The organism is Variovorax sp. CCNWLW225 (assembly GCF_037204045.1).
Lineage (GTDB): Bacteria > Pseudomonadota > Gammaproteobacteria > Burkholderiales > Burkholderiaceae_C > Variovorax.
This window is the reverse complement of the sequence record NZ_JBBCBV010000001.1, coordinates 42,662-68,212: the sequence shown is the minus strand read 5'-3', so window position 1 is coordinate 68,212 and position 25,551 is coordinate 42,662. Positions and strand designations below refer to the sequence as shown.

General features: G+C 67.0%; 29 protein-coding genes. 13 read left to right on the top strand and 16 right to left on the bottom strand.

The features are described from left to right. Positions 1-49: 49 nt before the first annotated feature. Complete coding sequence (locus V9L20_RS00335; RefSeq protein WP_337295047.1) at positions 50-1,621, bottom strand: hypothetical protein; 1,572 nt, start codon at positions 1,619-1,621, stop codon at positions 50-52. Positions 1,622-1,647: 26 nt separating this feature from the next. Continuing rightward, a complete protein-coding gene (locus V9L20_RS00330) occupies positions 1,648-2,094 on the bottom strand; it encodes a helix-turn-helix domain-containing protein (RefSeq protein WP_258505625.1) in 447 nt (148 codons plus the stop codon). Positions 2,095-2,166: 72 nt separating this feature from the next. Between V9L20_RS00330 and V9L20_RS00325 the strand changes: the two genes are divergently transcribed. Then, complete coding sequence (locus tag V9L20_RS00325; protein ID WP_337295046.1) at positions 2,167-3,024, top strand: class I SAM-dependent methyltransferase; 858 nt, start codon at positions 2,167-2,169, stop codon at positions 3,022-3,024. 4 nt (positions 3,025-3,028) lie between these two features. On the opposite strand, the gene ctaD is transcribed toward V9L20_RS00325, so the two are convergent. Genes ctaD through V9L20_RS00310 form a run of 3 tightly spaced genes read right to left on the bottom strand, consistent with a single transcriptional unit; the run spans position 3,029 to position 6,920 of the window. Then, a complete protein-coding gene (gene ctaD, locus V9L20_RS00320; RefSeq protein WP_337295045.1) occupies positions 3,029-5,557 on the bottom strand; it encodes a cytochrome c oxidase subunit I in 2,529 nt (842 codons plus the stop codon). After that, positions 5,554-6,513, bottom strand: a complete 960-nt coding sequence (locus tag V9L20_RS00315) for a cytochrome c oxidase subunit II (protein WP_337295044.1) — start codon at positions 6,511-6,513, stop codon at positions 5,554-5,556. Before V9L20_RS00315 ends, ctaD begins: the two co-directional genes overlap by 4 nt. Continuing rightward, positions 6,510-6,920 (bottom strand): c-type cytochrome, encoded by a 411-nt coding sequence (locus tag V9L20_RS00310; RefSeq protein ID WP_337295043.1) that lies wholly within the window; start codon positions 6,918-6,920, stop codon positions 6,510-6,512. Before V9L20_RS00310 ends, V9L20_RS00315 begins: the two co-directional genes overlap by 4 nt. Before the next feature lie 78 nt (positions 6,921-6,998). Here V9L20_RS00310 and V9L20_RS00305 point away from each other — a divergent pair, with 78 nt between their 5' ends. Continuing rightward, positions 6,999-7,871: a c-type cytochrome gene (locus V9L20_RS00305; RefSeq protein WP_443098530.1), complete on the top strand. Its 873-nt coding sequence runs from the start codon at positions 6,999-7,001 to the stop codon at positions 7,869-7,871. Positions 7,872-7,885: 14 nt separating this feature from the next. Here the strand turns inward: V9L20_RS00305 and V9L20_RS00300 are convergent, their stop codons facing one another. Together V9L20_RS00300 and V9L20_RS00295 are read right to left on the bottom strand one after the other, a co-directional pair. After that, positions 7,886-8,149, bottom strand: coding sequence for a hypothetical protein (locus V9L20_RS00300; RefSeq protein WP_126748642.1), 264 nt, complete (start codon positions 8,147-8,149; stop codon positions 7,886-7,888). A 51-nt stretch (positions 8,150-8,200) separates the two neighbouring features. Next, positions 8,201-8,632, bottom strand: coding sequence for a hypothetical protein (locus tag V9L20_RS00295; protein WP_337295041.1), 432 nt, complete (start codon positions 8,630-8,632; stop codon positions 8,201-8,203). Positions 8,633-8,883: 251 nt separating this feature from the next. Between V9L20_RS00295 and V9L20_RS00290 the strand changes: the two genes are divergently transcribed. Then, positions 8,884-9,327: a hypothetical protein gene (locus V9L20_RS00290; RefSeq protein ID WP_337295040.1), complete on the top strand. Its 444-nt coding sequence runs from the start codon at positions 8,884-8,886 to the stop codon at positions 9,325-9,327. Positions 9,328-9,347: 20 nt separating this feature from the next. Here the strand turns inward: V9L20_RS00290 and V9L20_RS00285 are convergent, their stop codons facing one another. Together V9L20_RS00285 and V9L20_RS00280 are read right to left on the bottom strand one after the other, a co-directional pair. Continuing rightward, positions 9,348-11,129 (bottom strand): thiamine pyrophosphate-requiring protein, encoded by a 1,782-nt coding sequence (locus tag V9L20_RS00285; RefSeq protein WP_337295039.1) that lies wholly within the window; start codon positions 11,127-11,129, stop codon positions 9,348-9,350. 61 nt (positions 11,130-11,190) lie between these two features. Further along, positions 11,191-11,673, bottom strand: a complete 483-nt coding sequence (locus V9L20_RS00280; protein WP_337295038.1) for a DUF421 domain-containing protein — start codon at positions 11,671-11,673, stop codon at positions 11,191-11,193. Positions 11,674-11,911: 238 nt separating this feature from the next. On the opposite strand from V9L20_RS00280, the gene V9L20_RS00275 reads away from it, so the two are divergent. After that, the gene (locus tag V9L20_RS00275; RefSeq protein WP_157613337.1) at positions 11,912-12,226 is read left to right on the top strand and encodes a plasmid stabilization protein; all 315 of its coding nucleotides are present in this window, start codon (positions 11,912-11,914) and stop codon (positions 12,224-12,226) included. A gap of 25 nt (positions 12,227-12,251) precedes the next feature. Next, positions 12,252-12,725 carry a CBS domain-containing protein gene (locus V9L20_RS00270; protein ID WP_337295037.1) on the top strand — a complete coding sequence of 158 codons (474 nt, stop codon included), beginning with the start codon at positions 12,252-12,254 and terminating at the stop codon, positions 12,723-12,725. A 19-nt stretch (positions 12,726-12,744) separates the two neighbouring features. On the opposite strand, the gene V9L20_RS00265 is transcribed toward V9L20_RS00270, so the two are convergent. Continuing rightward, a complete protein-coding gene (locus tag V9L20_RS00265; protein ID WP_337295036.1) occupies positions 12,745-13,350 on the bottom strand; it encodes an isochorismatase family cysteine hydrolase in 606 nt (201 codons plus the stop codon). Positions 13,351-13,613: 263 nt separating this feature from the next. Here V9L20_RS00265 and V9L20_RS00260 point away from each other — a divergent pair, with 263 nt between their 5' ends. The 7 genes from V9L20_RS00260 to V9L20_RS00230 all read left to right on the top strand — a co-directional run bounded on the left by V9L20_RS00260 (position 13,614) and on the right by V9L20_RS00230 (position 18,362). Continuing rightward, a complete protein-coding gene (locus tag V9L20_RS00260) occupies positions 13,614-14,429 on the top strand; it encodes an SDR family NAD(P)-dependent oxidoreductase (protein WP_337295035.1) in 816 nt (271 codons plus the stop codon). Positions 14,430-14,445: 16 nt separating this feature from the next. Continuing rightward, complete coding sequence (locus V9L20_RS00255) at positions 14,446-15,618, top strand: DUF3182 family protein (protein ID WP_337295034.1); 1,173 nt, start codon at positions 14,446-14,448, stop codon at positions 15,616-15,618. Further along, on the top strand, positions 15,599-16,378 hold the full coding sequence (locus V9L20_RS00250) for an alpha/beta hydrolase family protein (protein ID WP_157613341.1): 780 nt from the start codon (positions 15,599-15,601) through the stop codon (positions 16,376-16,378). The genes V9L20_RS00255 and V9L20_RS00250 overlap by 20 nt, the downstream gene beginning before the upstream one ends. A gap of 10 nt (positions 16,379-16,388) precedes the next feature. Next, positions 16,389-16,871: a hypothetical protein gene (locus V9L20_RS00245; RefSeq protein WP_337295033.1), complete on the top strand. Its 483-nt coding sequence runs from the start codon at positions 16,389-16,391 to the stop codon at positions 16,869-16,871. A 97-nt stretch (positions 16,872-16,968) separates the two neighbouring features. Beyond that, the gene (locus V9L20_RS00240) at positions 16,969-17,466 is read left to right on the top strand and encodes a hemerythrin domain-containing protein (RefSeq protein ID WP_337295032.1); all 498 of its coding nucleotides are present in this window, start codon (positions 16,969-16,971) and stop codon (positions 17,464-17,466) included. Positions 17,467-17,561: 95 nt separating this feature from the next. Continuing rightward, on the top strand, positions 17,562-18,152 hold the full coding sequence (locus V9L20_RS00235) for a hemerythrin domain-containing protein (protein WP_258505640.1): 591 nt from the start codon (positions 17,562-17,564) through the stop codon (positions 18,150-18,152). A gap of 18 nt (positions 18,153-18,170) precedes the next feature. Further along, positions 18,171-18,362: an aminoglycoside phosphotransferase gene (locus V9L20_RS00230; RefSeq protein WP_258505641.1), complete on the top strand. Its 192-nt coding sequence runs from the start codon at positions 18,171-18,173 to the stop codon at positions 18,360-18,362. A gap of 31 nt (positions 18,363-18,393) precedes the next feature. Here the strand turns inward: V9L20_RS00230 and V9L20_RS00225 are convergent, their stop codons facing one another. After that, positions 18,394-19,707 carry an NAD(P)/FAD-dependent oxidoreductase gene (locus tag V9L20_RS00225; RefSeq protein ID WP_337295031.1) on the bottom strand — a complete coding sequence of 438 codons (1,314 nt, stop codon included), beginning with the start codon at positions 19,705-19,707 and terminating at the stop codon, positions 18,394-18,396. Next, positions 19,708-21,132 (bottom strand): homospermidine synthase, encoded by a 1,425-nt coding sequence (locus V9L20_RS00220; RefSeq protein ID WP_337295030.1) that lies wholly within the window; start codon positions 21,130-21,132, stop codon positions 19,708-19,710. It lies immediately after the preceding gene. A gap of 210 nt (positions 21,133-21,342) precedes the next feature. On the opposite strand from V9L20_RS00220, the gene V9L20_RS00215 reads away from it, so the two are divergent. After that, positions 21,343-22,998 carry a phospholipase D family protein gene (locus tag V9L20_RS00215; protein ID WP_337295029.1) on the top strand — a complete coding sequence of 552 codons (1,656 nt, stop codon included), beginning with the start codon at positions 21,343-21,345 and terminating at the stop codon, positions 22,996-22,998. 27 nt (positions 22,999-23,025) lie between these two features. On the opposite strand, the gene V9L20_RS00210 is transcribed toward V9L20_RS00215, so the two are convergent. The 4 genes from V9L20_RS00210 to V9L20_RS00195 all read right to left on the bottom strand — a co-directional run bounded on the left by V9L20_RS00210 (position 23,026) and on the right by V9L20_RS00195 (position 25,470). Next, complete coding sequence (locus tag V9L20_RS00210) at positions 23,026-23,532, bottom strand: murein hydrolase activator EnvC family protein (RefSeq protein ID WP_157613350.1); 507 nt, start codon at positions 23,530-23,532, stop codon at positions 23,026-23,028. A gap of 147 nt (positions 23,533-23,679) precedes the next feature. Beyond that, the gene (locus tag V9L20_RS00205; RefSeq protein ID WP_337295028.1) at positions 23,680-24,192 is read right to left on the bottom strand and encodes a CreA family protein; all 513 of its coding nucleotides are present in this window, start codon (positions 24,190-24,192) and stop codon (positions 23,680-23,682) included. Positions 24,193-24,197: 5 nt separating this feature from the next. Next, on the bottom strand, positions 24,198-24,749 hold the full coding sequence (locus tag V9L20_RS00200) for an NUDIX hydrolase (protein ID WP_337295027.1): 552 nt from the start codon (positions 24,747-24,749) through the stop codon (positions 24,198-24,200). A 19-nt stretch (positions 24,750-24,768) separates the two neighbouring features. Further along, positions 24,769-25,470, bottom strand: a complete 702-nt coding sequence (locus V9L20_RS00195) for a fumarylacetoacetate hydrolase family protein (protein WP_337295026.1) — start codon at positions 25,468-25,470, stop codon at positions 24,769-24,771. Positions 25,471-25,551: the final 81 nt, after the last annotated feature.

The window sequence follows — 25,551 nt, the reverse complement described above, 5'->3', positions numbered from 1 at the left end:
GGCCAGGCGATGATCGTGCTGTAGGAGTCCGCCCGCGCAATGGCGCAGGTCAGATCAAGATCAGCAGCGCCAGCCCGACGGTGGTCAAGCCCATGCCGAGCATCTCGGCTGGGGACATGCTGCGCAGCCGCCGCACGGTGATGGTGGCCAGCGGCAGCAACAGCACAAGGCCGATCCAGCGGTCCAGCGGCGCGAGGCAGATGCGTGCAAGGGCCCACAACCAGGCGCAGTGCGCGACAAAGCCCCAGAACTCGGCGCGGCTGTTGGCGGAGCCCAGGTCGAGCGTCTTGCGCCAGCCTTTGACCACGGTCTCCCACCAGGTGGTTCCTTCGTCATCCACCAGCTTGTGCAGGCCGTGCAGCGCCAGCACGCCCAGCAGAATGGGGCCGAAGTACACACTCCATATGCCGATGCCGGTGTACAGCGGATGGGCATAGCCCGTGCCACCGCGGCCCAGGCTGGCGGCGGCCAGTGCTGTCATGCCAAGGCCGGCCAGCAACGTACCCGCGGCCACGGCGAACTTCGGCATGCCGACGCGCAGCAGGCCGCGCCCCGCGGCAAACAGGCCAAGCGCGAGCACGGTGGCGGCCATGAAATTCTTCAGCGCCTCTGCAGACGACTTCCAGCCCTTGTGTGGGCCCGCGGCCCAATGGCTGGACACGGGTGGCTCCAGCGGGTTTGCGCCGGGCGCCCATTGCCGCGCCGGTTCCTGCTGCGCAATCAGCCGCCGCCGGCCCCAGGTTTCGTCTTGCGGCGCAAGGTCCCTCAGGGCGAGTTCCAGGTGGTACACGCGCCGGGCGTTGTCCATGTCGTGCGGCACCAGCAGCGGCTTTGCGGCGGCATCGCCGCTGGCCGCCATGAGCGCCGGCAACTGCTCGCGCCAATATGTGGGGGCGGGTTGCGCCTCGCAGGCCAGCGGTTCGGACGCCGCGCCGGGCTGCACCATGGTCACAGCGTTGGCCTGCATTTCGCTCAGGTTTTGTTCCGGGCGATCCCAGGTACACGCAAACGCCAGGCCGCCCAGAACGATGTCGGGCCGGAAGACGGGGAGCGGCCGCGTGGAGGTGTTGGCCAGGCGCAGCGCCAGCATCAGGCGAACCCTGCCGCCACTCGTCGGTGCGGCCCACAGGCCGGGTGCGACGGGTTGCATGTCGCGCATCATGATGGTGAAGAAAGGCGTGCGCGCGGCGCCAGTCTCCCAGCGTGGAATCAGCCCGTGGTTGAGCGCCCCTTGCCAGGCGGCGCGAAAGGGGGCGTCGAGCACGTCGCTTCGCGTGTGGCCGCGTGCAATTGCGGCGGCCACGGTGTCTTCAGGGGCGGACGCCGCCCAGGGCAGGCTGCGCTTGAACGATTCCCACGTGCCGGGCCGGGGCGCGGGTGCAGCGGCCGGGTGGGTGACCTGCGCCACATACGCATGCAGGAGTTCGCGGCGCAAGGCATCGACGTCGGCGCGGGGCGCCCCCGCGCTACGCAACTGGCCGACGAGGAAGAAAGCCTGCGCTGCGTTGTCGCCTACCGTTGTTTCGCGCAGGGCGGCGGCAAATCGGGACGGCTCCGAGGCCAAGGCCCACACCGGCAGGCACAGCAAGACACAGAGAACGCGGCGCAGGTAATGCGTCATGGGCAATGCAAGGCCAGCGGCCGAGTTCAGGAGCGGGCGGATCTTAGTGCACTTGCCTTGGGCGAACGCTTGGCCGCCCCGGACGCCGCAGCCCGCAAGATGCGCTGGAACGTCGGGCATTCCATGTGGCTGGGCGCCGGGCAGGCGGCGGCGTGCCGGAGGCCGTCGCGCATGGCGCTGAGCTTGCGAATGGTCTTGTCGAGCTCGTCGGCCTTGGCCGCGAGCATCTGCCTGTCGATGCGCGGTATTCCGCCGGGCGCGAACATGCGGCCGATCTCTTCGAGCGAAAAGCCGGCGGAGCGACCCACCGCGATCAGCGCCAGCCGCTCGAGCACGCCCGCATCGAACAGGCGGCGCAAGCCGCGCCGGCCGGTGGAGGCGATGAGCCCTTTCTCTTCGTAGAAGCGCAGCGTCGATGCGGGAACGCCGGATTGCTGCGCCACTTCGGCAATGTCCAGATGAGTTGCTGCCACCACTTGACCTCAAGTCGACTTGAAGTTGCAAAGTCTAGCTTCCGCCCTTCAGGGCTTGCAAGGAAAACGATCATGGACATCAAGCAGCACACGGAAGACAACGAGCAGGCCGCACTCTGGAACGGTCGCGCGGGGCGCGCCTGGGTCGATGCGCAGGAGTCGCTCGACCGGTTGTTCACCCCGTTCGAACACCTGCTCGTGAATGAGGTGCGCGCCGCGCACGGGCGCCGGGTACTCGACGTAGGCTGCGGCACAGGTGCGACAACGCTGGCCATTGCACGTGCGCTCGGCACGGAGGGTGGCTGCACCGGCGCCGATATTTCAGAGCCGATGATTGCCGTCGCGCGGGCACGCGCCGGGCGCGAAGGCGCACCGGCAAGCTTTGTGTGCGGCGATGTGCAGAGGCACCCGTTCGCGCCGGCGAGCTTCGAGATGATCGTTTCGCGCTTCGGCGTGATGTTCTTCGACAGCCCGGTCCAGGCTTTCTCCAACCTGCTGAATGCGGCCAGGGGCGGCGCGAAGCTTCGGGCCATTGCATGGCGCAGCGCCGCGGAGAACCCGTTCATGACCGCGGCCGAGCGCGCCGCGGCACCGTTGCTGCCGAACCTTCCGGCCCGCAAGCCGGGTGCGCCGGGGCAGTTCGCCTTCGCGGACCGGGACCGGATCGCTTTCATCCTGGAAGAGAGCGGCTGGGCCGGCATCGACATCCGACCCATCGACGTGGAATGCACTTTGCCCGAGAGCGATCTGATGGGCTACATCACGCGGCTCGGCCCGGTCGGCCTGGTGCTTCAGGACGAGACGGACGAGCGCAGGCTGGCGCAGGTTGTAGCGACCGTGCGCGCGGCGTTCGAGCCCTATGTGCGCGGCAGCGAGGTTCGCTTCACCGCGGCCTGCTGGATGATTGGTGCAGAGGCGCCGGCTGCGTAGCGGCTCAACCCAGCAGCCGCGGCACCAGTTGCACAGTCAGCACACCGATGATTCCCTGCGCTGTGACGCAGTGCCACATGAGCCCGGTGTTGTCGATGGTCGCGCGCGCCGTGGGCAGCAGCCGGCCTGCCCAGGAGCGCACCAGCACGTAGCCGCCCATCAGCATCAGCACGGCGATGTGAAAGGCTTGGTAGCCCAGCAGCATGCCGACCGATGCACTCCAGCCTTGCGCACGCGGGTCGAGCGCCGCCAGCAGATGGCCGCCGATGTCGAGCGCGGCCGAGGCTGCAGCGCCGGCCATGGCCAGCGCCACGAGCACGCGCAGCCAGCGCTGGCCGCGTGCCTGCGAGGTGCGAACCATGCGCGTGGCCGCCAGCATGGCGCCCGAACTGGCCGCGAGCAGCAGGGCCGAGGCCAGCGGCCAGCGCATGGCCGGCAGCGCGGCACCGGGAGGCGGGCACACATCGCTTGCCATAGCCAGGTGCACGTGGGTGTAGAGCAGCGAGACGAAGATCGTCATGTCCACCGCGATCAGAACGATCATCGCCCACCATGAATGCGACGTGCTGCCATGCGCGCCGACCGGCAGGCGCACGCCGCGGCCCACGTCCACCGTCGCAACCGGCGGCGGAAGATCCGAATCCCACAACCAGCGCAGGATGAACGCCACCGCGAGCACGCCGCATGCAAACGCAGGGATGGGCTGCGAAACCGTCAACAGAAGAAAGAAGCCCGCCGTGCCCGCGGCCGCTCCCAGCGGCCACCAGCTGTCGGTAGGCAGGCGCAGCAGGTGCAGCGGCCGTGCGTCGCGCAGGCTGGTCATCAGCGTTTCCCGGCCGCCGAACACCGTGCCGGGCAGCCAGTGGTGGCCGGCCTCGACCTCTTGCGGGAGCGCGGGGTTGTTCCACAGCGGATAGGCCGAATCGATCTGCGGAATGCTGCGCGCGCCGTATTCGCGCGGCGGCAGCCATTCGAGCGTGCCCGCGCGCCAGGGATTGCCGTGGTCGGTGGAGGGCCGCCGCAGCGTGCGGAACGCATCGATGAAAAAGAGCAGCACGCCGGCGGCCAGGATGTAGGCGCCCACGGTCGACAGCATGTTGAGCGCGTTCCAGCCCAGGCTGCCGTCATAGGTGTACACGCGCCGCGGCATGCCGAGCATGCCCGCGATGTGCATCGGAAAGAACGTGAGGTTGAAGCCGCCAAACATGAGCCCGAACACCCAGCGGCCCCAGCGCTCCGAGAGGCAGTGGCCGTTGAAGAGCGGCGCCCAGTAGTAAAACCCCGCGAACACCGGAAACACCATGCCGCCGATCAGCACGTAATGCAGGTGCGCAACGATGAAGTAGCTGTCGTGCGCCTGCCAGTCGAAGGGCAGCACCGCCACCATCACCCCGGTGAGGCCGCCCAGCACAAAGATGAAATGAAAGCCCAGCAAAAACAGCGTGGGCGCGTTCAGCGCCACGCGGCCGCGCCAGAAGGTGGCAATCCACGCGAACACCTGCACGCCGCTCGGTATGGCAACGATGAAGCTCGCTGCCGAAACGATCAGCAGCGAGAGGTTGCCCAGGCCCGCGGTAAACATGTGGTGCGCCCACAGCGCGAAGCTCACCACGCCCACGCCGATGAGCGCCAGCACCACGGCGCGATGGCCCACCAGCGGCGTGCCCGCAAGCGTGGCCACCATCATCGAGACCATGCCGGCCGCCGGCAGAAAGATGATGTAGACCTCCGGGTGGCCGAAGAACCAGAACAGGTGTTGCCACAGCAGCGGATCGCCGCCGCGCGCGGGAATGAAGAAGGGCCAGTCGAACGCGCGTTCCAGCTCCAGCAGCATGGTGGCGGCAATCACGGCCGGAAACGCGATGACGATCATGAGCGCGCTCACCAGCATGGCCCAAGCAAAGATGGGCATGCGCATCAGCTTCATGCCCGGCGCGCGTGTGAACAGAATGCCCACAATCAATTCGATGGCGCCCGCAATGGCCGAGATCTCGATGAACCCGATGCCCAGCAGCCACCAGTCTGCGCCGCGCCCGGGAGAAAACTCCTTGCCGGTGAGCGGCGGGTACATGAACCAGCCGCCGTCCGGAGATTCGCCGAAGAAGATGGTGCAGAAGAAGGCCAGGCCGCCGATGAAGTAGGCCCAGAACGCATAGGCCGAAAGCAGCGGAAACGGCAGGTCGCGCGCACCGAGCATGCCGGGCAGCAAGTAGATGGCCACGGCCTCGACGATGGGCACCGCAAACAGGAACATCATCACGGTGCCGTGCATCGTGAAGAGCTGGTTGTAGGTGTTGGCGTCGACCAGGCCGTTGTTGGGCACCGCCAGCTGAGTGCGCATCAGCAGCGCCAGGATGCCGGCCAGCACAAAGAACAGCATGGCCGCGGCAATGTAGAACACGCCGATGCGCGTGTTGTTGACCGCCGAAAGCTGGCGCCAGCCGGTGGGCGGCTCCCAGGCACGCTCCAGCGCCTCGCGCTCTCCCTCGGGGCGCGGCGGCAGGGTTGCAAGGTCGTTCGCGGCGTGGGTCATTTCAGTTGCGCGAGCCAGGCCGCGATCAGTTGAAGGTCGGCCTCGCCGATGCGTTCGCCGGAAGACGGCATGCGTGCGCCCGGCTTGAGCTGCTGCGTGTGGGCCACCCACGCGGCCAGTTGGGCGGGGTCGTTGGGCACGGTGCCGGCGCCCAGGTGCAGCCGGCTGCCGACGTGGGTGAGGTCGGGGCCAAGGCGGCTTTCTTCGCGCACGCCGCGCACGGTGTGGCAGGCGTTGCAACGGTGCGCAAGAAAGGCTTCGCGGCCGCGCTCGACCTCGCGCGGCAACGCGGGCGAAGTGGCTGAAGTGGCTGAAGTGGCCGCGGGTTTTGCCTGCGCCGCAAGCCAGGCATCGAAGGCCGCGGGCTCCTCAGCCACCACATGCAGCGCCATGCGCGCGTGCTGCTCGCCGCAATATTCGGCGCACTGGCCGCGCCAGGTGCCGGGCCGGTCGGCCTGCAGCTGCAGGTGCTGCACGCGGCCCGGCACCATGTCCATCTTGCCGCCGAGCGAAGGCACCCAGAAGCTGTGGATCACGTCGGCGCTGCCAAGCCCGAAGTAGACGGGCCGCCCCACCGGAATGCGGATTTCGTTCGCGGTGACCACTTCGGCGCCGGTGGCGGGGTCGCGGTAGCGCACCTCCCACCACCACATGTGGCCGGTCACGCCCACGATCAGCGCGCCGGGCGGTGGAATCGGCCGCCATGTCGGCCGGTGCCATTCGCTGTAGAAGAAGAGCGCGGTGAGTACCACCGTCGGAAACACCAGGCCGCCGCCAATCAGCCACCAGCGCGCGTTCACGGTGCCCTTGCGCCGCCGCATGGCTAGCACCAGCAGCAGCATCACGCCGGCGAAGATCAGCGTGCCGCCCACCACCAGCACGCCGCTCACCTCGAGCAGCGTCTCGGCGACCGGCCCAGCGGCCCGGAGTGCGGATTGCGGCGGGCCTTCGCTCATTCGAGTGAGAGCAGGTAGGCCGCCATGTCGCGCGCATCATCGGGCGAAACGCCCATTGCCGGCATCACGGTACCCGGCACCAGCGCTCCCGGTGCGACGATCCAGCGGACGAGGTGCTCGGGTCCGTTCGGCACATGTCCCGCGATGTAGCTGCGGCGCCCGAACGAGGCCAGCGTGGGCCCCATGCGTCCGCGGGCCGCCTGCACGTCGGGAATGGCGTGGCAGCTGCCGCACTGGTATTGCGCGAGCAGAAGCCTTCCTCTTTCCACCTGCGCCCACGGCGCGTGGTCGAACGAAGGGCCGCTCTCCTGCGACGTGCATGCGCTCGAGAGCAGCGCCAGCAACAGCAAGGCGAACGGGTGTACGGCAAACGCGAGCACGGCGCGGTACGGCAGGGCGGCCAGCATGCCGAGATTGTGCGGACAGGAACGCGGCTTGCGCCGACACGGCGGCGCCGGTGCGCGTCGGACAATGCCGCCAATTGAATGTTGCCGATGGGTGCACCCAAGACCGTTCTTCTCACCATTGCCGCGCTGGGCCTTGCAGGCGCGGCGGCGGGCGCGCTGGTGGTGTACGGCGGGCTGTACAACGTGGCCGCCACGGTGCAGCACACGCAGCCTGTGTATTCGCTGCTCGAAACCGCCATGCACCAGTCGGTCAAGCTGCGGGCCCGCAACATCGAGACGCCGAAGCTCGACGATGAGCGGCTGGTGATGCGCGGCGCGGCGTGCTTTCGCGACAAGTGCGTTCAGTGCCACGGCGCGCCGGGCGTGGCGCAGGGCGACATCGGAAAGAGCATGCAGCCGCTGCCCGGCCCGCTGGTGGACGCACGGCACCACTGGAAGCCGCGCGAGCTGTATTGGCTCACCAAGCACGGCATCAAGATGAGCGGCATGCCGGCCTGGGAATACCGGTTGTCGGAGGAAGAGCTGTGGTCGGTGGTGGCGTTTCTTGCGCGGCTTCCCGATTTGACGCCGCAGCAATATGCCGAAGCCACGCGCTTCGACGCGACCGGCGCGCAGGGCGCATCAACGGGTTCGGCATGCGGCGCGGCTCCGGATGGCGCATCGGTTCGCGTGGGCGATGCCGACCGCGGCAAGCGGGCGCTTCACCAGTACGCCTGCAGCGCCTGCCACACCATTCCGGGCGTCACCAGCTCGTCTCCACACGTCGGCCCGCCGCTCGCGGGAATAGGGGGGCGCACCCTCATTGCCGGAAAGCTGGCCAACACGCCCGACAACATGGTGCGCTGGCTGCGGCATACAAAAGAGGTCGATCCGCTGACGGCCATGCCGGAACTGGGCGTGACCGAGCAGGACGCGCGCGACATCGCAGCGTACCTTGCAACCTTGCGCTGAGGGCGGCTGCCAGCCTAGAACTTCGCGGCAGTGCGTTCGTCGTCGACAGTGGCAATGCGCAACCGAGCGCGCTCGTGCTTGATGACGAGCTCGGCGCATCGCTCCTGCATGGAGGCATCGGCCGGCGGTTGTTCCCTGCAGTCCACAAGGAGCTGCGACTCGTCGAAGTCCAGCCCATGAAGAACCTCCTGGCCATGCGAATTGATGGCCAGGAGATTTTCGGCGGACAACTGCGTGCGCAGGGTCTCGGAAATGGCGAGCGTTTGCACGGGCTTCACCGCTTCGTCGTCCCGGCGCAGGCTTGTGGAATGACTCCCGTCACTTGGGTGTCACTTCTTCATGGCCTTGATCTCGGCCTTGCCCTTTTCCTGGTCGGCCTTGGCTTGCTTCACGCAAGCGTCCTTGGCGTCGCCCTTCTGGTCGTCGCACTTTTCCTTGGCAACCTCATAAGCTACTTCCACCTTGGCTTCGGCCACCTTGCGGGCATTGCCGTCACTGGGCTTCTGCTTCTGGTCGAGTTCGGCCTTGGCAATCTTTTCCTTGCCCTTGGCTTCTTCCATGCAGACGTCCTTGGCGTTGTCCTTCATGGCGTCGCAGGCCGCCTTGTCGGCCTTGTAGTCGGCCGAGATCTTGTCGCGGGCCGCCTTGAATTCGGCCATGGCCGGATCGGTTGCCGCCGACGGGGTGGTGTTCACTTGCGCGTGCACCTGGACCATTCCAAGGCACGATGCCGCGGCGCAAATCATTAACAGTTTCTTCATGATGATCTCCTTGACGCCGGTGGTTGTTCTGCAAGAAAGGATTCGGCGTCTGAAATCAATATAGAAGTCGTCGGCGCCGCACCGGTAGGACGCGTCGCGAAGCATCCGTAAGCACATGCTGACGCTCCCCGGGGGGAACTGCCGAGGGTGCTGCGCGTCGGCGGCGCCCCCGGGAGGCTTGGGCGCACGTCCTACCGGTCGGGCCGATGCGGCGCCCACACTGGCCGAACGCGAACGTACAGGAGATTGCCATGCAAATCATGCAACACGAGCTTTACGCGTTGTTCGCTGCCGCACTGCTGTGGGTTGTCGCAGCCGCGGCAAGTGCGCAAGACACCCGGCCGCACCCGGCCGAGATCGATCCGGCCATGGTGGAATACGGCGCCGCCCGCGAACGCATCGGCGCCAACCTCAAGGCGGCGCTGGGCCAGTGCGAAACCCAGGTCGAATCCGCACGAACCGTCTGCATCAAGGAAGCCCAGGGCCGCGAGAAGATCGCGACGGCCGAGCTCGACCATCAGCGCAGCCCCAGCGATGCGAGTGCCCGCCGCCTTGCCGAAACCAGAGTGGCGGTGAACTACGAGGTGGCCAGGGAGAAGTGCAACCAGCGTCAGGGCGGCGACAAGGCCGCATGCCTCTCGCGCGCCAGCGAAGAAGAATCGAAGGCGAGGGCGGGCATCCGGACCGGCGGGTAGTGGGTCAGCGGCGCAGCGGCTCAGGCCGTTGCGCTGGCCCAGTATTCCCGCGCGGCGGCCTTGATGGTGCGCATCGCCTCGGGGTCGCCATGCCAAAGCGCCGAGAGGTAGGCCTTGGCCTGCGCAAGCGACACATCGGGCGGCAGCGGCGGCACGGCCGCGTCGGTCACCATCTCGAGCAGCATGGGGCGGTCGGCCGAAAAGGCGGCATCCCATGCGGGGCCGATCGCTTCGGGCGTGTCGACACGCAAGGCCCCCAGGCCGAGCATTTCCGCGAAGCGCGCGTACGGAAAATCAGGCAGCACCTGCGAGGCCTCGAACTTCGGATCGCCGCCAAGCACGCGCTGCTCCCAGGTCACGAGGTTGAGGTCGCGGTTGTTGAGCACCATCACCACCAGGCGCGGGTCGGCCCAGTCGCGCCACATGCGCGCGAGGGTGATGAGCGCGTTCAGGCCGTTCATCTGCATGGCACCGTCGCCCAGCATGGCAACCACCGGCCGGTCCGGGTGAACCAGCTTGGCCGCGATGGCGTAGGGAACGGCGGGCCCCATGGTGGCCAGGCCGCCCGAAAGGCTGGCCTTCATGCCGCGACGCAGCTTGACATCGCGGGCATACCAGTTGGCCGCCGTGCCGCTGTCGCACGTGAGCACCGCCTGTTCGGGCAGCCGCGGGGAGAGCTCCCAGAACACGCGCTGCGGGTTGAGCGGCGATGCCTCCACATGGGCGCGTGCCTCGAGCACCCGCCACCATTTGGACACCTCGGCCTCGATGCCGCGGCGCCACGGGCCGTGTTCCTTGTGCTCCAGCAGCGGCAGCAGGGCGGCAAGCGTGGCGCGGCTGTCTCCGACCAGGCCCAGTTCCGCCGGGTATCGCAGCCCGATGGCGCGCGGGTCGGTGTCGATCTGCACGCACCGCGCCCGACCCTCGGGCGGCAAAAACTCCGCATACGGAAACGACGAGCCCACCATCAGCAGCGTGTCGCAGTCTTCCATCATTCGCGAGCTCGGCCGCGTGCCCAGCACGCCGATGGCGCCGGTCACGAAGGGGAGGTCGTCAGGCACCGCGGCCTTGCCGAGCAAGGCCTTGGCAACGCCCGCGCCAAGGCGTTCGGCCACGTGGATCAATTCGTCGGTCGCGTGCAGGGCACCCGCACCCGCGAGGATGGCGACCTTGCTTCCGGCATTGATGATTTCGGCCGCGCGCTGTAAGGCGGGCGATTCGGGCACCACCGCGGTGGCCGTGGCGCCGATGCCGCTGTGCACGGTGCCGTGCTCGCGCGGCGGCACCGGCACGGCGGGCAGGTCCTGCACGTCGTTGGGAAAAATCACGCAGGTCACCGCGCGGCGGTCGCGTGCGATGCGCATCGCGCGGTCGATCAGGTGGCGGGCCTGCTCCGCGCTGGAGGCCATCTGCACGAACTCGTGCGCCACGTCCTTGAACAGCGAGACAAGGTCCACCTCCTGCTGGTAGTCGCCGCCCAGGGCGCTGCGTTTCTGCTGGCCGACGATGGCGACCACGGGCTGGTGGTCCAGCTTCGCGTCGTAGAGCCCGTTCAGGAGGTGGATTGCGCCGGGCCCCGAGGTGGCCAGGCACACACCCACCTCGCCCGAGAACTTGGCGTGCGCGCAGGCCATGAAGGCGGCAAGCTCCTCATGCCGGCTTTGAACGAATTCGATGGAGCCGTCGGCCCGGTCGAGCGCGCCCATCAGGCCGTTGATGCCGTCGCCGGGGTAGCCATAGATGCGCCGCACGCCCCAGTCGTACAGGCGTTGCACCACGAAATCACTGACTGTCTGCTTCATTGAAACTCCATCTGCCGGACGCGCCGGCGTTTGTCGGTTGCTGTGGATGCGGTGGGTTGCTCTATCGGTTGCGGATGACGCTGATCTTTCCGTCGGCCTCGAGAAGCGCGACCCGGACCAGGCCGAGATCGTCGATGCCGTGTTCCCGCAGCTTGGCCATCAGTTCGTCGACGCTGATGCGCTCCTTGCGCAGCGTGCGTGCTACCAGCCGCCCGTGTCGCACCAGCGGCTCGGGCGGGGGAGCCAGCACCCTTGCCACCCACTCGTAGCGGTAGCCGAGCAGGTCGAGCAGATAGTTCCATCCGATCAATGTGGCCAGCAGCGTCAAACCATTGGTGACAGACCTGTATTCGCCCTGCATCGCATTGCTCGAGGCGTCGGCCACCAGCACGATGAACAGCAGGTCGGCCATGCTCATCGAGCCCACATCGCGCCGTAGCACGAAGCGAAAGACGATCAGAAGAAACCAGTAGATCGCGCTGCCTCTGATCACCATTTCAAGCAGCGGCTGGTCGGCGGAGAAAAGATCGGACAGGTTCATCATCGATGCGCCCTTCGGTGGCGAGGGGCGGCCACCACCACCCCATGTTCGGCGGGTGCGGGCGCAGCGGGTGTCGTGCAATCGGCTTCAGGAGGCGTCGGCGCAATCCCACAGCGGCATGGCGTTGCGCGGCGCTGCGCCGCCGCCAGACTGCTCCCACGCGCAGGTCCTGCGTCCTCCGACCCACGGCGCGGAGGGCAGGCGCACGATGCAGGGCATCTTCACCCTTCAGGAGAAAGCAATGCCACGAGGTGACAAGTCGTCCTACACGGACAAGCAGAAACGCAAGGCCGAGCACATCGAGGAAAGCTACGAGCACCGCGGTGTCGGCAAGGCCGAGGCCGAAAAGCGTGCCTGGGCCACCGTCAACGCCGAGACCGGCGGCGGCAAGAAGAGCGGCAGCGGCCGCGGCAAGGCCGAGAACCACGCCCCGTCACGCAAGGGCGGCCACAAGGGCGGCGCTGCCGCAGCATCGCGAACCGCCGCCGAACGTTCCGCATCCGCCAAGAAGGCCGCTGCAACGCGCAAGCGCAACGCCGAGCACCGCAGCGGCTGACCCCAGGCAATCAAGGAGATCCGCAATGACCCGAGTTTCCGAACTGATGACCCGCGGCGTACGAACCCTTTCGCCCGCCGATTCGGTGGCACTGGCCGCCCAGGCGATGGACGAGCTGGACATCGGCGCCATTCCGGTGTGCGACGGCCAGCGCCTGCTGGGCATGGTGACCGACCGCGACATCGTGCTGCGCGTGGTGGCGCAGGAGCGCCCCCTGGACACTTCTCTGTCAGAGGTGATGACGAAGGACGTCAAGTGGTGCACCGAAAGCGACAACGTTGAAACGGTGATGAATGAAATGGCCGGCTACCAGGTGCGCCGAATGCCGGTGGTAGACCGCGACCGGCGGCTCGTGGGCATGCTGTCGCTTGGCGACACGGCCGCCAAGGGCGACATCGGCAAGGCGGGCGATACGCTCAACATCATTTCGCAGCCGGCCGAGCCGGACCGCTCCAAGCAGTCCGCCGCGAGCGGGCCCAGCGGCGGCGGCGCCTCTTGAACTTCTGACGCCGGCCGGCTCAGCGTTTCGCGGGCAGGCGGATGCGCGGGCCGGGTGTGGTGCGAACCAGCAGCGCTTCTTCCGCCTGGCGCAGAAACCGTTGGTTGCGCTCCGGTGTTTGCGAAGCAACGCAATCGCGGGGTGCCAGCGCTTCCAGGTCGCGCATGCCCGCATCGGCCAGCGTGGCCCAGATGCACTGGTCGCTGGCCACGCCGGTCACGATCAGCCGCCTTGCCTTCAGGTAGGCGAGCAGCAACTCGAGCGGGGTCGCGAAGAAGGCGGATTGCTTGGGCTTGAGCACAAAGTAGTCTTTTTCGCCCGGCAGCAGCGCCGATGTGATTTCGGCGCCGGCTCCGCCGGAGGCGAGCGACATCTCCACCAGTTTCGGAAAGTCGGAGCGCCAGCGTCCGCGGTTGTCGTTGACGTAGATGGTGGGCACCCCGGCGCGGGTGCATCGCGCCTTCAGGGCAGCGATGCGTCCGGCAATGGCGTGCGCGCCGGGCAATAATTTTTCCGCATCCGAAAAATCCCAGCAGCTGATCATGTCGATGATCAGCAGGGCGGTGTGACCGGCGGCGGGCGCGGAGGCGAGGGTGGGGGGCGGGGAGGAAGAAGACGAGGCCATGGGCCGGCAAAACTCCAGTCAGCGAGGAGGCCTCACGATTTCCCAAAGCGCATGGCCGAGCCCGTAGGAAAGCTGCGCGTGGCCGCGAAAGTCGCCGCCGAGTTCTCCGGTGCTTGGGCGGGCGCGTAGGAGGCCTCTTTCACAACGACGCGCGTTATCCCGCTCCGCCGGATCGCAAGGTGTTCGACCATGGGCGGGAGCTGTCGACATGCACGGTTTTGCTTCCGTGCGCCCCCGCCAATCGTTCACAAGGAGTTATTCCGATGAACACTTCCCCGATGAGCACTTCCGCTTTCACGCGGCCCTTCGCCATCGTGACCGGCGCTTCGTCCGGCATAGGGCTGGAACTGGCGCGCTGCTGCGCCAACGAGGGTTTCGATCTGCTGATTGCGGCCGATGAGCCCGAGATCGAGGACGCCGCGGTTCAATTGCGCAGATTGGGCGTGGAAGTGCAGCCCGTGCTTGCCGATCTTTCCACCACCGAGGGGGTCGACCGCCTGCTGGCGGCGGCTGGGCAGCGTCCGGTCAATGCGCTGCTCGCCAATGCCGGGCGAGGGCTCGGCCATGCCTTTCTCGACCAGAATTTTGCCGACGCGCGGCACGTGCTCGACACCAACATCACCGGCACGCTGTACCTGATTCATGCCATAGGCGGCGGGATGCGCGCGCGCGGGCAGGGGCGCATTCTCATCACCGGCTCCATTGCGGGCTTCATGCCCGGCAGCTTCCAGGCGGTCTACAACGGCACCAAGGCCTTCCTGGACTCGTTCTCCTTTGCGCTGCGCGAAGAGTTGAAGGACAGCGGCGTGACGGTGAGCTGCCTGATGCCGGGGCCGACCGACACCGAGTTTTTCGACCGTGCCGACATGCTCGACACCAAGGTGGGCCAGGACGACAAGAAGGCCGACCCGTCCAAGGTGGCGAAGATCGGCTTCGAAGCGATGATGAACGGCGAAGGCGACGTGGTCGCGGGCTGGAAGAACAAGCTCCAGGTCGCGGTTGCCAACGTCACGCCATCGGCGTTGCTGGCCAAGCAGCACCGCAGGATGGCCGAACCCGGAACGGCGGATCCACGCTAGGCCGGGAGCGCAAGCCATGGACACTTCTTTCAGCTCGGGAGTCGCCCTCGTGGACACCGTCCTCAAGAGCACCGGCGGCAGCGTGGTGGTGTGGAGCGCCGATCCGCAGGCCTACGGCAGCGAACACGAACGCGCCACGCGCAGCAACTTCGCCCAGCGCCTTGCGGCGCTGAAGCAGTTTCGCTTTGCCGGCGAATACGACGCCTCGCGCGCGCACGAGAACACGCCGCTGTACTTTGTGCCGAGCGACACCGTGCCCAGCACGCAGCAGGCGCGGTCGCTCGGCATCTCGACGCTGCACGACCTGTTCGGGGGCGTGGTTCCATACCCTTTCGTGGCCACCAAGGCCATCACGCATCCGCTGGTCGGACGGGCGGCCGCCTGCCCTGAAGGGTGGGCGCCCGGATTTGCGGCCGACATCTCGCATGCAGCGCTCGACGGGTTCTCGGCCTTCTCTGCCGAGGATGCGCGATGGGCCGGGCGCCGCCTGCTCGAGAACGGCCCGGTGCGGGTGAAGCCGGTATGCGCCACCGGCGGACGGGGGCAGACGATGGTCACCGGCGCCGATGCGCTGGACCGCAGCCTGGCCGCCATGGACGAGAGCGAGATCGCGCTGCACGGCGTGGTGATCGAAGAGAACCTCGAGCGGCCCGACACCTTCAGCGTGGGGCAGGTGATGGTCGACCACATGATCGTGAGCTATTTCGGCCGCCAGCGCATGACGACCGACAACGCAGGCCAGAGCGTGTACGGCGGTTCCGACCTGACGCTGGTGCGCGGCAACTTCGACGCGCTGCTTGCCAAGACCAGCCCCAGCCCGGCGCTGTGCCTGGCCATCGAGCAGGCGCGGCGCTACCACCAGGCGGTGATCGACTGCTTTCCCGGCTTTCTTGCGTCGCGCGTGAACTACGACGTGGCGCAGGGCGTGGGCGCCGGGGGCGCGTGGCGCTCGGGTGTGCTGGAGCAGTCGTGGCGGGTGGGGGGCGCAACCGGCGCCGAGATGATGGCGCTCGAGAGCTTCTGGCGCGACCCGGCGCTGGAGCGCCTGCGCGTCTCGTGCTTTGAGGCGTATGGCGCGGCGGCGTCCATTCCTTCGGATGCGGCGGTGCACTATCGTGGCATCGACAGCCAGATCGGCGCCCTGACCAAGTACGCATTGATCCAACCGTATGCCAGCGACACGACATAACGTTATCGATATTCCCGTAGACGGCCAGCACATTGCCGGAACGCTGGTCGCCGCTTCGACGATGGTGCCCGGCGTCCTGCTCGTGCACGGCTGGGATGGCAGCCAGGAGCAATACATTGCGCGCGCGCACGACATTGCCGCGCTCGGCTGCGTATGCCTCACCTTCGACCTGCGCGGCCACGCGCGCCACGCGGCGCTGCGCAAGGAGGTTACGCGGGAAGACAACCTGCGCGACGTGCTCGCGGCCTACGACACGCTGGTGAGCCACCCCACGGTCGATCCGAACGCAATTGCCATCGTCGGCAGCAGCTACGGGGGCTACCTGGCGGCGCTGGTCAGCGCCATGCGGCCGGTGCGCTGGCTCGCACTGCGCGCGCCGGCGCTCTACCGCGACCGCGAGTGGCTGGCGCCCAAGGGGCAGCTGAGCAGGTCCGACCTGGTGGCCTACCGCCGCACGCTGGTGGGGCCGCGCGACAACCGCGCACTGGCCGCCTGCGAGGCCTTCACGGGCGACGTGCTGATCGTCGAATCGGAGCACGACCAGATCGTGCCGCACCCCGTCATCGAGAACTACCTGGGCGCGTTCAAGCGCGTGCGTTCCGCCACCTACCGCGTCATATCGGGCGCCGACCATGCGTTGTCGAAGCAGTCGTCCCGCCAGGCGTACGGGCAGCTCCTGGTGTCCTGGATGACGGAAATGACGCTTGGCGCCAGGGCCACCGGCGCCATGACGCGGGCAGTTTCAGAAAGCCCTGCATAGAGGTTTCCACATGAACACAAGCAAACGACTCGTGCCGGTGCTGCGTACCGGCCTGATTGCCGGAACCTTCGCCAGCCTTGCCTCGACCGTCGCGCTCATGCTGTGTGGCCGGCGCGAGGCCGGCAGCGCCGTTGCGCCCACCAATGCCACCAGCCATTGGCTCTGGGGCGATCAGGCCCTGCAGGTGTACCGGCCCACGCTGCGGCACACGGCCCTGGGCTATGCCACCCACCATGCGAGCGCTATCTTCTGGGCGGTGCTCTACGCCTGGCTGCATGCCGAGCGGCGCCCGCCGCAATCGGTGCCTGCCGCGCTGGCCAGTGCCGGCGCCGCAACGGCGGTGGCCTGCACGATCGACTACACGATCACGCCGCGCCGGCTCACGCCCGGCTTCGAGCACCATCTTTCAAAAGGCTCCATGGCCGTGGTCTACGGCTTCTTCGCCCTGGGCATGGCGGCCGGATGCCTGCTCGCGCAGCGCGGGCGCGAGTAGTGGGCGCTGCTACGCGCACACAGGCAGCTTTCCTACGTCGCGGTGTTTCGAGTCCCCCCATCGTTCAGCTTCCACCAACCTTATTCGGAGCCCCACGATGCCCACCTCTACCAAGCGAGCAGCACCCGATGCATGCAGCCTTCTCGATACCGACCACCGCAACGTCAAGAAGTTGTTCAAGGAGTACGAGGAACTGACCCATTCGCGGGCCGCCAGCGCGCAGCAGAAGAAGCGCGAACTCGCAACCAAGATCTGCACCGAGCTGACCGTGCATGCGCAGATCGAAGAAGAAATTTTCTACCCCGCCTTGCGCGAGGCGCTCAGCGAGACCGATCTCCTGGATGAAGCTGAAGTCGAGCACGCCAGCGCCAAGGAACTGATTGCGCAGATCGAATCAGCCGCCGATGTGGACGACAAGTTCGACGCCAAGGTCATCGTGCTGGGTGAATACATCGACCACCACGTGAAGGAAGAGCGCAACGAGATCTTCGTCAAGGCGCGCGCCGCCAAGGGGCTCGACCTCGTGGCCATGCGCGACCAGCTTGCGGCCCGCAAGGAAGAGCTGATGGAAGAACTCACCGGCGCAACCGCCTGACCCGCCAGGGTTGCAGGCTGCCTAGCCACCTCAACGGCACCCGGCCGTCCGTCGGCCGGGTGCCACGCTTTTTCGATTGGCCTTGGAGGTCACCCATGACAAATTTAGTCTCCCGGCTTTTCCCCACGGCGACCAACATGATTCGCCTGGATCACACGCACGTGCTTTCCACCTTTCACCAGTACAAGGCGAGCGCGCCGAGCCGGGTGAAAAAGGGGCTGGTCAACACCATCTGCACGGCGCTCGAAATTCACGCGCAGCTCGAGGAAGAAATCTTCTACCCCGAGATGCGCAAGATCGACGATGAACGCATTACCGAAGCCATCCACGAGCATTCCGAAATGCGCAGGCTCATCGGCCTGCTTCGCACCATGGAGCCCGAGGCGCGCGACTATGACGAAACCCTGTCGGCGCTGATGCGCGACGTGATGCATCACGTGGCCGACGAGGAAACCATCTTGCTGCCCGCGGCCGAAAAGCACCTGGCAGACAAGCTGGGCGACCTGGGGGCGCAAATGACCAAGCGCAGGCTGCAGCTCGCAGGCCCGCGCACGGGCGAAATTGCGCTCGACATGGGGCGGGCCGCTTCGGGCAACACCGCGGCCATTGCCGTGGTCGGCCTGGCCGCGGCGGGGCTTCTGCTGGCACGGCGTTCCGGCCATCTGCGCTGGCATGCGCGCGCCTGACTTGGGGAACACGGCTTCATGCCAGAAGACACCAATATTCCGTTGCCGTCCGCGCCCGAGTCATCGCGCGCTGCTTTCCAGGCTTTGGCCGAGCGCGTGGGAGTGCTTGCGCCCGGGGCACCGCTTTCGGACGAGCTCATGAAGTTCGCCGAAGGCGTGTTGCAGCTTGCCGCCGAGGGCAAGGTTCCGCGCGGGCGCGAGGCTTCGTAGCCGGGCACCCCGGGCACCCGCCTGGGTGGATCTACAGCAGGTCGCGCATTCGGTAGTACATCATCCCCAGCACGAGCGCGGGGGTGCGAAGCAGTGTGCCGCCCGGAAAGGCCAGGTGCCCGATGCGGGCGAACAGGTCGAAGCGCTCCGCCTGCCCCGCAATGGCCTCGGCCGCCAGCTTGCCCGCCATGCCGGTCAGCGCCAGGCCATGGCCGGAAAAGCCTTGCAGGTAGTAGATGTTGCTGCCGATGCGCCCGAAGTCAGGCGCCTTGTTCATGGTGATGTCGACGAAGCCGCCCCATGCATGGTCGATGCCCAGGTCGGAGAGCTGCGGAAACACCGTGAGCATGCTCTTGCGGATTTTCTCGATCAGGTTGCGCGGGGTGCGGGCGCTGTAGCTGTCGCCCGAGCCGAACAGCAGCCGGTGGTCGGCGCTCAGGCGGAAATAGTCGAGCACGAAGTTCGTGTCCGAAGCGGCCGGCCGGCCACGCATGAGCGCATCCGCGCGCGCCTTGTCCATCGGCTCGGTCGCGATCATGTAGGTGCCCACGGGCATGATGCGCGACGACACTTCGGGCGCCACGTCGTCGCCGTATTCCGCAAGGTAGACGTTGCCCGCCAGCACCACGAAGCTGCACCGCACCTCGCCCTGCGCGGTCTTCACCACGGGCCGCGTTCCGCGCTCGATGACCTGGGCGGCCGAGTTCTCGTGCAGCTGCGCGCCAGCGGCCCGCGCCGCGGAAGCCAGGCCCAGCGAATACTTGAGCGGATGCAGGTGGCCCGAAAATGCATCGAAGGTGCCGGCGTCGAAGCGCTTGCTGTCGACCCATTGCGCGATTTCCGCGGGCCCCAGCCATTGCAGCGGATAGCCATAGACGCGGCCTACATGCTCCATCCATTCGCGAAGTGCACGCGACTTCGACGGCTTGACCGAAAGGTTCAGGTAGCCGGGCTGCCAGTCGCAATCGATGGCATGGCGGGCCATGCGGTCGCGCAGCAGGTTCAGCCCTTCGACCGAAACATTCCAGGCGCGGCGCGCGTCCTCGGGTGTGAATTGCTTCTCGATGGCCGCTTCGCCGTCGGAGCCGAAGCCGACGATGGCCTGCCCGCCATTGCGGCCCGAGGCGCCCCAGCCGACGCGCTGCGCTTCGAGCAGCACCACGGCATAGCCGCGAGAAGCCAGCTCCAGCGCCGCGGAAAGGCCCGCGAGGCCGCCACCCACCACGCAGACATCGGCGGTGGCAATGCCCTCGAGCGGGCGCGCAGCTTCGAACCGCTCGGCGCGCTGCACGCTCGCTTCGTAGTAGGAGTTCTCGACGACGCCGAGTTCTTTTCGCAGCAGCAATCAGGCCACCCGGAAGTTGAGAAACTGCCAGGGGTCTTCTTCATCCTTTTCTTCATCGAAGAGCGGGCTGCGGTCTTTGAGCGGCGTCCAGTCGCCGTACACGCCCGCCACCTCTCCCAGGTAGGGCGTTGCGGCTTCCAGAACCACGCGGTGATCGAGGTCGTCGGGCTCCACCAGCCCGGCATCGGGGTTGCGCAACGCCCAGAGCATGCCGCCCAGGATGCCGGCCACCACCTGCAGGCTGGTGGCGCTGTTGGCGGGCGCCAGTTCGCGCGCCTGATCGATGGTCAGGCGGGAGCCGTACCAGTAGACCCCCTTGGGATTGCCCATCAGCAGCACGCCGAGTTCGTCCATGCCTTCGGCGATTTCGTCGCGGATGATTTTCTGGCGGTGCTGCAGGCGCCAGTTCTTTCCGGCCACTTCGTGCAGCGAGAGCACGGCGTCGTCGCAGGGGTGATAGGCGTAGTGCACCGTGGGGCGGTACACCACCTCGCCGTCCTTGCGCAGCGTCAGGTGGTCGGCGATGGAAATCGATTCGGCATGCGTCACCAGAAAGCCGTGGTAGGGCCCTTCGAGCGGGGTCCAGCTGCGCACCCGCGTGCCGATGCCGGGCCGGCCGAGATAGATGGCCGCGTCGCTGCCGAAGCCGTGGCGCGCCGCATCGGCCGGCCAGTGCCGCTCGTGCGTGCCCCATCCCAGCTCGGCGGGTTGCAGGCCCTCGTCGACGAAGCCCCGCACCGACCAGGTGTTGACGAATTCGTTCCGCTGCTTGCGCTGCCTTGGCGCCTGGGTGTCGCGCTCGGCAATGTGAATGACCTTGATCTCCAGCTGCTTGGCGAGCGCGGCCCAGTCCTCGTAGCTCGTGGGCATCGATTCGAGCTGCGCATGCGTGTCGGCCGCGATGTTGAGCAACGCCTGCTTGAGCAGCGCGGACACCAGCCCCGGATTGGCGCCTTGCGTGATCACGGCCGTGGGCCCGCTGCGCTTGTCGAGGCGCCAGGCCAGCACTTCTTCGCGCAGGCTGTAGTTCGAGCGGCGGGAAGGCGGCACGCCGGGGTCGTCGTAGCGCCCGGGCCAGGGTTCGTTGCAGGTGTCCAGATAGAAGGCGCCGCGTTCGCGGCAGAGCTTGATGAGCGCAAGGCTCGAAACATCGACCGACAGGTTGACCAGGAAGTCGCCCTTGGCCAGCAGCGGCTCGAGCACGGCGGCGAAGTTGCCTTCTTCGAGGCGCGCAGGAATGACTTCGACGCCCAGTTCCTTTGCGAGGCCGCTTCGGTCTTCGCCCGGCTTCACGATCGTGATGTCGGAGGCCTTCAGGCCGAAATGGCGCAACAGCAGCGGCAGCAGCGCCTGGCCGATGGAGCCGAAGCCGACCATCGTGAGCCTGCCGTCGAAACGCGCCAGCAATTCATTCTTCTTGGTCATCCGCAACCTCGCTGAGTGGCACCGGCGCTGGCCGCCGGGCTGACTGCTACCTGGTTTTCCGTTCGTGTTCAAAAAATGTGGTGCCACCGGTTGCGTCCACGCGTCAGCTTGCCTTTGCCGATGGTGTAGGAGGACTCCATAAACGGTCGTTTTCCGCTGGCTCATGGTAGAAACCGGCCACCCTGCGCGCATCGCGCATCGCACCGTCCGATGGCAGAAAACTCCAACCCCAGAATTTCAGGAATTTCCGACAAGCCAGCCGGCACCGGCGTGCGCAACGCCTGGCCGCTTTGGCTGGTGCTGGGCATGGCGTTGCTGCTCCTGGGCGGCTGCGCGGGCCTGCCGTCGGGTGTGGAACGCAAGCCGTCGATGGCCATCACCAACGGCACGGACACGATGCTCGGGCGCCTTGTCACGGCGGCTTCACCGCCGGAGCGGGGCTTGAGCGGCTTTCGGCTGCTGCCCATGGCGCAGTTTTCGCTGCATGCACGCATCGAGCTGGCAAAGCGCGCGCAGCGCTCCATAGACGTTCAGTACTACCTGGTGCAGAACGACGAAACGGGCCGCTACCTGCTTCGCACATTGCGCGACGCGGCGGAGCGCGGCGTGCGCGTGCGCCTTCTGGTGGACGACCTCTACACCGCGGGTGCCGACCCACTGTTCGCTGGCCTGGCGGCGCATCCCAATGCCGAGGTGCGGATGTTCAATCCGTTTCCGGCCGGGCGCGAACGCCTGGGCACGCGCTGGGCCTCGTCGCTGCTCGACTTCGACCGCGTGCACCGCCGCATGCACAACAAGCTCTTCGTGGTGGACAACGTGATGGCGGTGATGGGCGGGCGCAACATCGCCAACGAGTACTTCCTGCGCGACGGCGGCTCCAACTTCATCGACATCGACACGCTGGTGGCCGGCACCGTGGTGCCGCGGCTTTCGTCGCTGTTCGACATGTACTGGAACAGCCCCTACGTGTACCCCGTTGAGTCGCTGGTGTCGACCGGCGGGGCCACGCCGCAGCAGTTGCGCGACCGCTTCGAGCAGCTGACCGGCGGGCCGGACACGCTGCACCCCGATCCGCTTGCATCCACCGACCTGCTGGGCAACAACGCGCTGGCCAAGGACCTGGACGAAGGCGCGCTTTCGCTCGTGTGGGCGCGCGCCGAAGCCTACGCCGACGCGCCCGCCAAGGCACTCGGTCCCACGGAGGAGGCCCGCGGGCTGCCGGCCGACGAGTCGACCGACAGCGTGCTCTACAACGTGCGGCGCTACATACGCGGCGCGGAACACGAGATCCTGCAGACCACGCCTTACCTCATTCCAGGCCGCGGCGGCATGGAGTCGATGCGCATCGTGCGGCAGAAGGGCGTGAGCTACACCATCGTGACCAATTCGCTCGCGGCCACCGACGAATCACTGGTGCACATCGGCTATCGGCGCTACCGGCCTGAGATGCTGCGGCTGGGGGTGGCGCTGTACGAACTGAGCCCCAAGCGCGTGGAAGAAACCAAGCGCTTCGGCATCTACGGTTCGGCGAGCGGAAGGCTGCACGGCAAGTCGGCCGTGATCGACCGCAACATCGTCTTCATCGGTTCGATGAACTTCGATCCGCGCTCGATGCTGCACAACACCGAGGTCGGCATTTTCATCTTCAGCCCGCAGATCGCGCAGCAGCTCACCAGCCTGATTGGCTTCATGCGGCTCGACGGTGCCTACCAGCTGCAGCTGGGGCCGCGCGGCGGCATCGAATGGGTGAGCCCGGCCTCGGGCGACGGCGCCGACACCATCCTGCACGTGGAGCCCGAAACCGATTTCTGGTCGCGCTGGAAGCTGGAGCTGTTTGCCCCGCTGGTGCCCGAGAGCCTGCTTTAGCGGCGCGCCTGCGCCGCCACCGGGTGCCTAGTGCTGCAGGCGCCCGCTCAGGTAGGGCTCGGGGTCGACGGCGGTGCCGTTCTTGCGGATTTCGAAATGCACCTTCACGCGGTCGGTGCCGCTCTTGCCCATTTCGGCAATTTTCTGGCCCTGGCGCACCACCGCGTTTTCCTTGACGACGATGTTTTCAGCGTGGGCGTATGCGGTGAGGAAGGTGTCGTTGTGCTTGACGATGACCATGTTGCCGTAGCCGCGCAGTTCGCCGCCCACGTACACCACGCGCCCGTCGGCCGAAGCCACGACCGGATCGCCAAGGTTGCCGGCAATGTCCAGCCCCTTGTTGCGCACGCCGTCGAAGCGGGCAATGGTGGTGCCGCTGGCGGGCCGGATGAACATGGCCTGCGGCTGCTGGACGGGCGGTGGCACGTTCACGCCGGCCCGGGGAGGCGGTGCGGGCGTGGTGCAGGCTGCAAGGCCGGCCGCTACGAGTAGCGCGGCGCCGGTACGGGAAACAAAAGTCTGAAGGTGCTGCATGGTTCTCTGTTGGAACGAATTCGTTGCTGAGGGTTCCTTCGGCTCGGCACGCCGGGCGAGTTACCGCCGGCATGCTAGCAAACTCGCAGGGCCGGCAGGTGCGGGCCGCGGGAGAAGGAGTGAAGGGCTGGCGGTGCCTGCTTTTTGTTACTTGAGCGGAATGGGCGTGCCGCGGTCGATCGGCACCGCCGTCACGCTGTTCTTCGGCGAGCCGTCGATCAGCAGGTCGGAGTAGGTGAGGTAGACGAGCGTATTGCGCCGGGCGTCGACCATGCGCACCACGCGCAGCCGCTTGAAGAGAATCGACAGCCGCTCGGTGTAGACCTCTTCGCGCTTGGGCAGCGGCTGCGTGATGCTCACGGGGCCGACGTGGCGGCAGGCGATGGAGGCTTCGGATTTGTCCTCGGCAACGCCGAAGGCCCCGGCCAGCCCGCCCGTCTTGGCACGCGAGACGTAGCAGGTCACGCCATTGACCTTGGGGTCGTCATACGCCTCGACCACGATCTTGTGGTCCGGGCCGATGAGCTTGAACGCGGTGTCGACGTCGCCCACTATTTCTGCCTGTGCCGCCGAGGCCAGCGCGAGGCCCAGGCCGACGGCAACGGTGGATGCGAGCGCCGCACGGAAGAGGGCAGTGGCCCGCAATGCCTGGATGGTCATGTGTTTCAAACGATGCTGAGTTCGTGCACGCGGTCGAAGCTGCCGCGCCGCCGGTCTTCGAAGAAGTGTTCCAGCGCCTCGCGCACAGTGCGAAAAGCGATTTCTTCCCAGGGAATTTCTTCCTCGGTGAAAAGCCGGGCCTCGATGGTTTCGTGGCCCGGGTCGAAGCGGTCGTCCAGCAGGCGGGCGCGGTAGAACAGGTGCACCTGCCCCACGCGCACCACGCTGATCACCGCGAAGAGGCCCTGCATTTCGTAGTGGGCGCCGGCCTCTTCGTCGGTTTCGCGCGCCGCGCCCTGGGCCGCGGTTTCGCCAAGCTCCATGAAGCCCGCGGGCAACGTCCATTTGCCCCAGCGCGGCTCGATGTTGCGCTTGCACAGCAGCACCTTGTCGCCGAGCACGGGGATGGTGCCCACCACGTTCAGCGGGTTCTCATAGTGGATGGTGCTGCAGGCGGGGCAGACGGCGCGTTCCTTGGTGTCGCCATCGTCCGGAATGCGGTAGACCACCGCGGTGCCGCAGTTCTTGCAGTGCTTGATGGGGACGCGCAGGATCATGAAGCGTGAGCGCAGGGCTTCAGACGATCTTGACCGTCAGCTTGGGCAGGCCGGCCACTTCGCCGACCAGCGTGTCGCCCGCCACCACCGCCGCCACGCCTTCGGGCGTGCCGCTGTAGATCAGGTCACCGGGCTGCAGCTCCCAGGCGGCCGAAAGATGCTCGATGGTTTCGGCCACGTTCCAGATCAGCTTGGCCACCGTGCTGCGCTGGCGATCGGTGCCGTTGACCTGCAGCGAGATTTCGGCGTTCTCGGCATCGCCGGCCTGCGCCACCGGCACGATGGGGCCGATGGGCGCGCTCTGCTCGAAGCCCTTGCCGATGTCCCATGGGCGGCCCTGCTTCTTCATCTCGCCCTGCAGGTCGCGGCGCGTCATGTCCAGGCCCACGGCGTAGCCGTAGATGTGCTTGTGCGCGTCGGCCGCCAAGATGTTCTTGCCGCCCGTGCCGATGGCCACCACGAGTTCGATCTCGTGGTGCAGGTTCTTGGTGAGCGTGGGGTAGGCCATGGTGCCGGTCTGGCCCGCATCGACCACCACGAGCGCGTCGGCCGGCTTCATGAAGAAGAACGGCGGCTCGCGGCCGGTAAAGCCCATTTCCTTGGCGTGATCTTCATAGTTGCGGCCCACGCAGTAGATGCGGTGCACCGGAAAACGGGCGGGCTGCCCGACCACCGGAACCGAAACGGTCGCGGGCGGGGCGAAAACAAACTCGGAAGCCATTGCGTCTGTCCTTTTCAGCGGAACGGAGAAAAACGGCAGTGTGCCAGAGGCAGGCCAGGGTTGTTCGCGAGCGCTATGCTT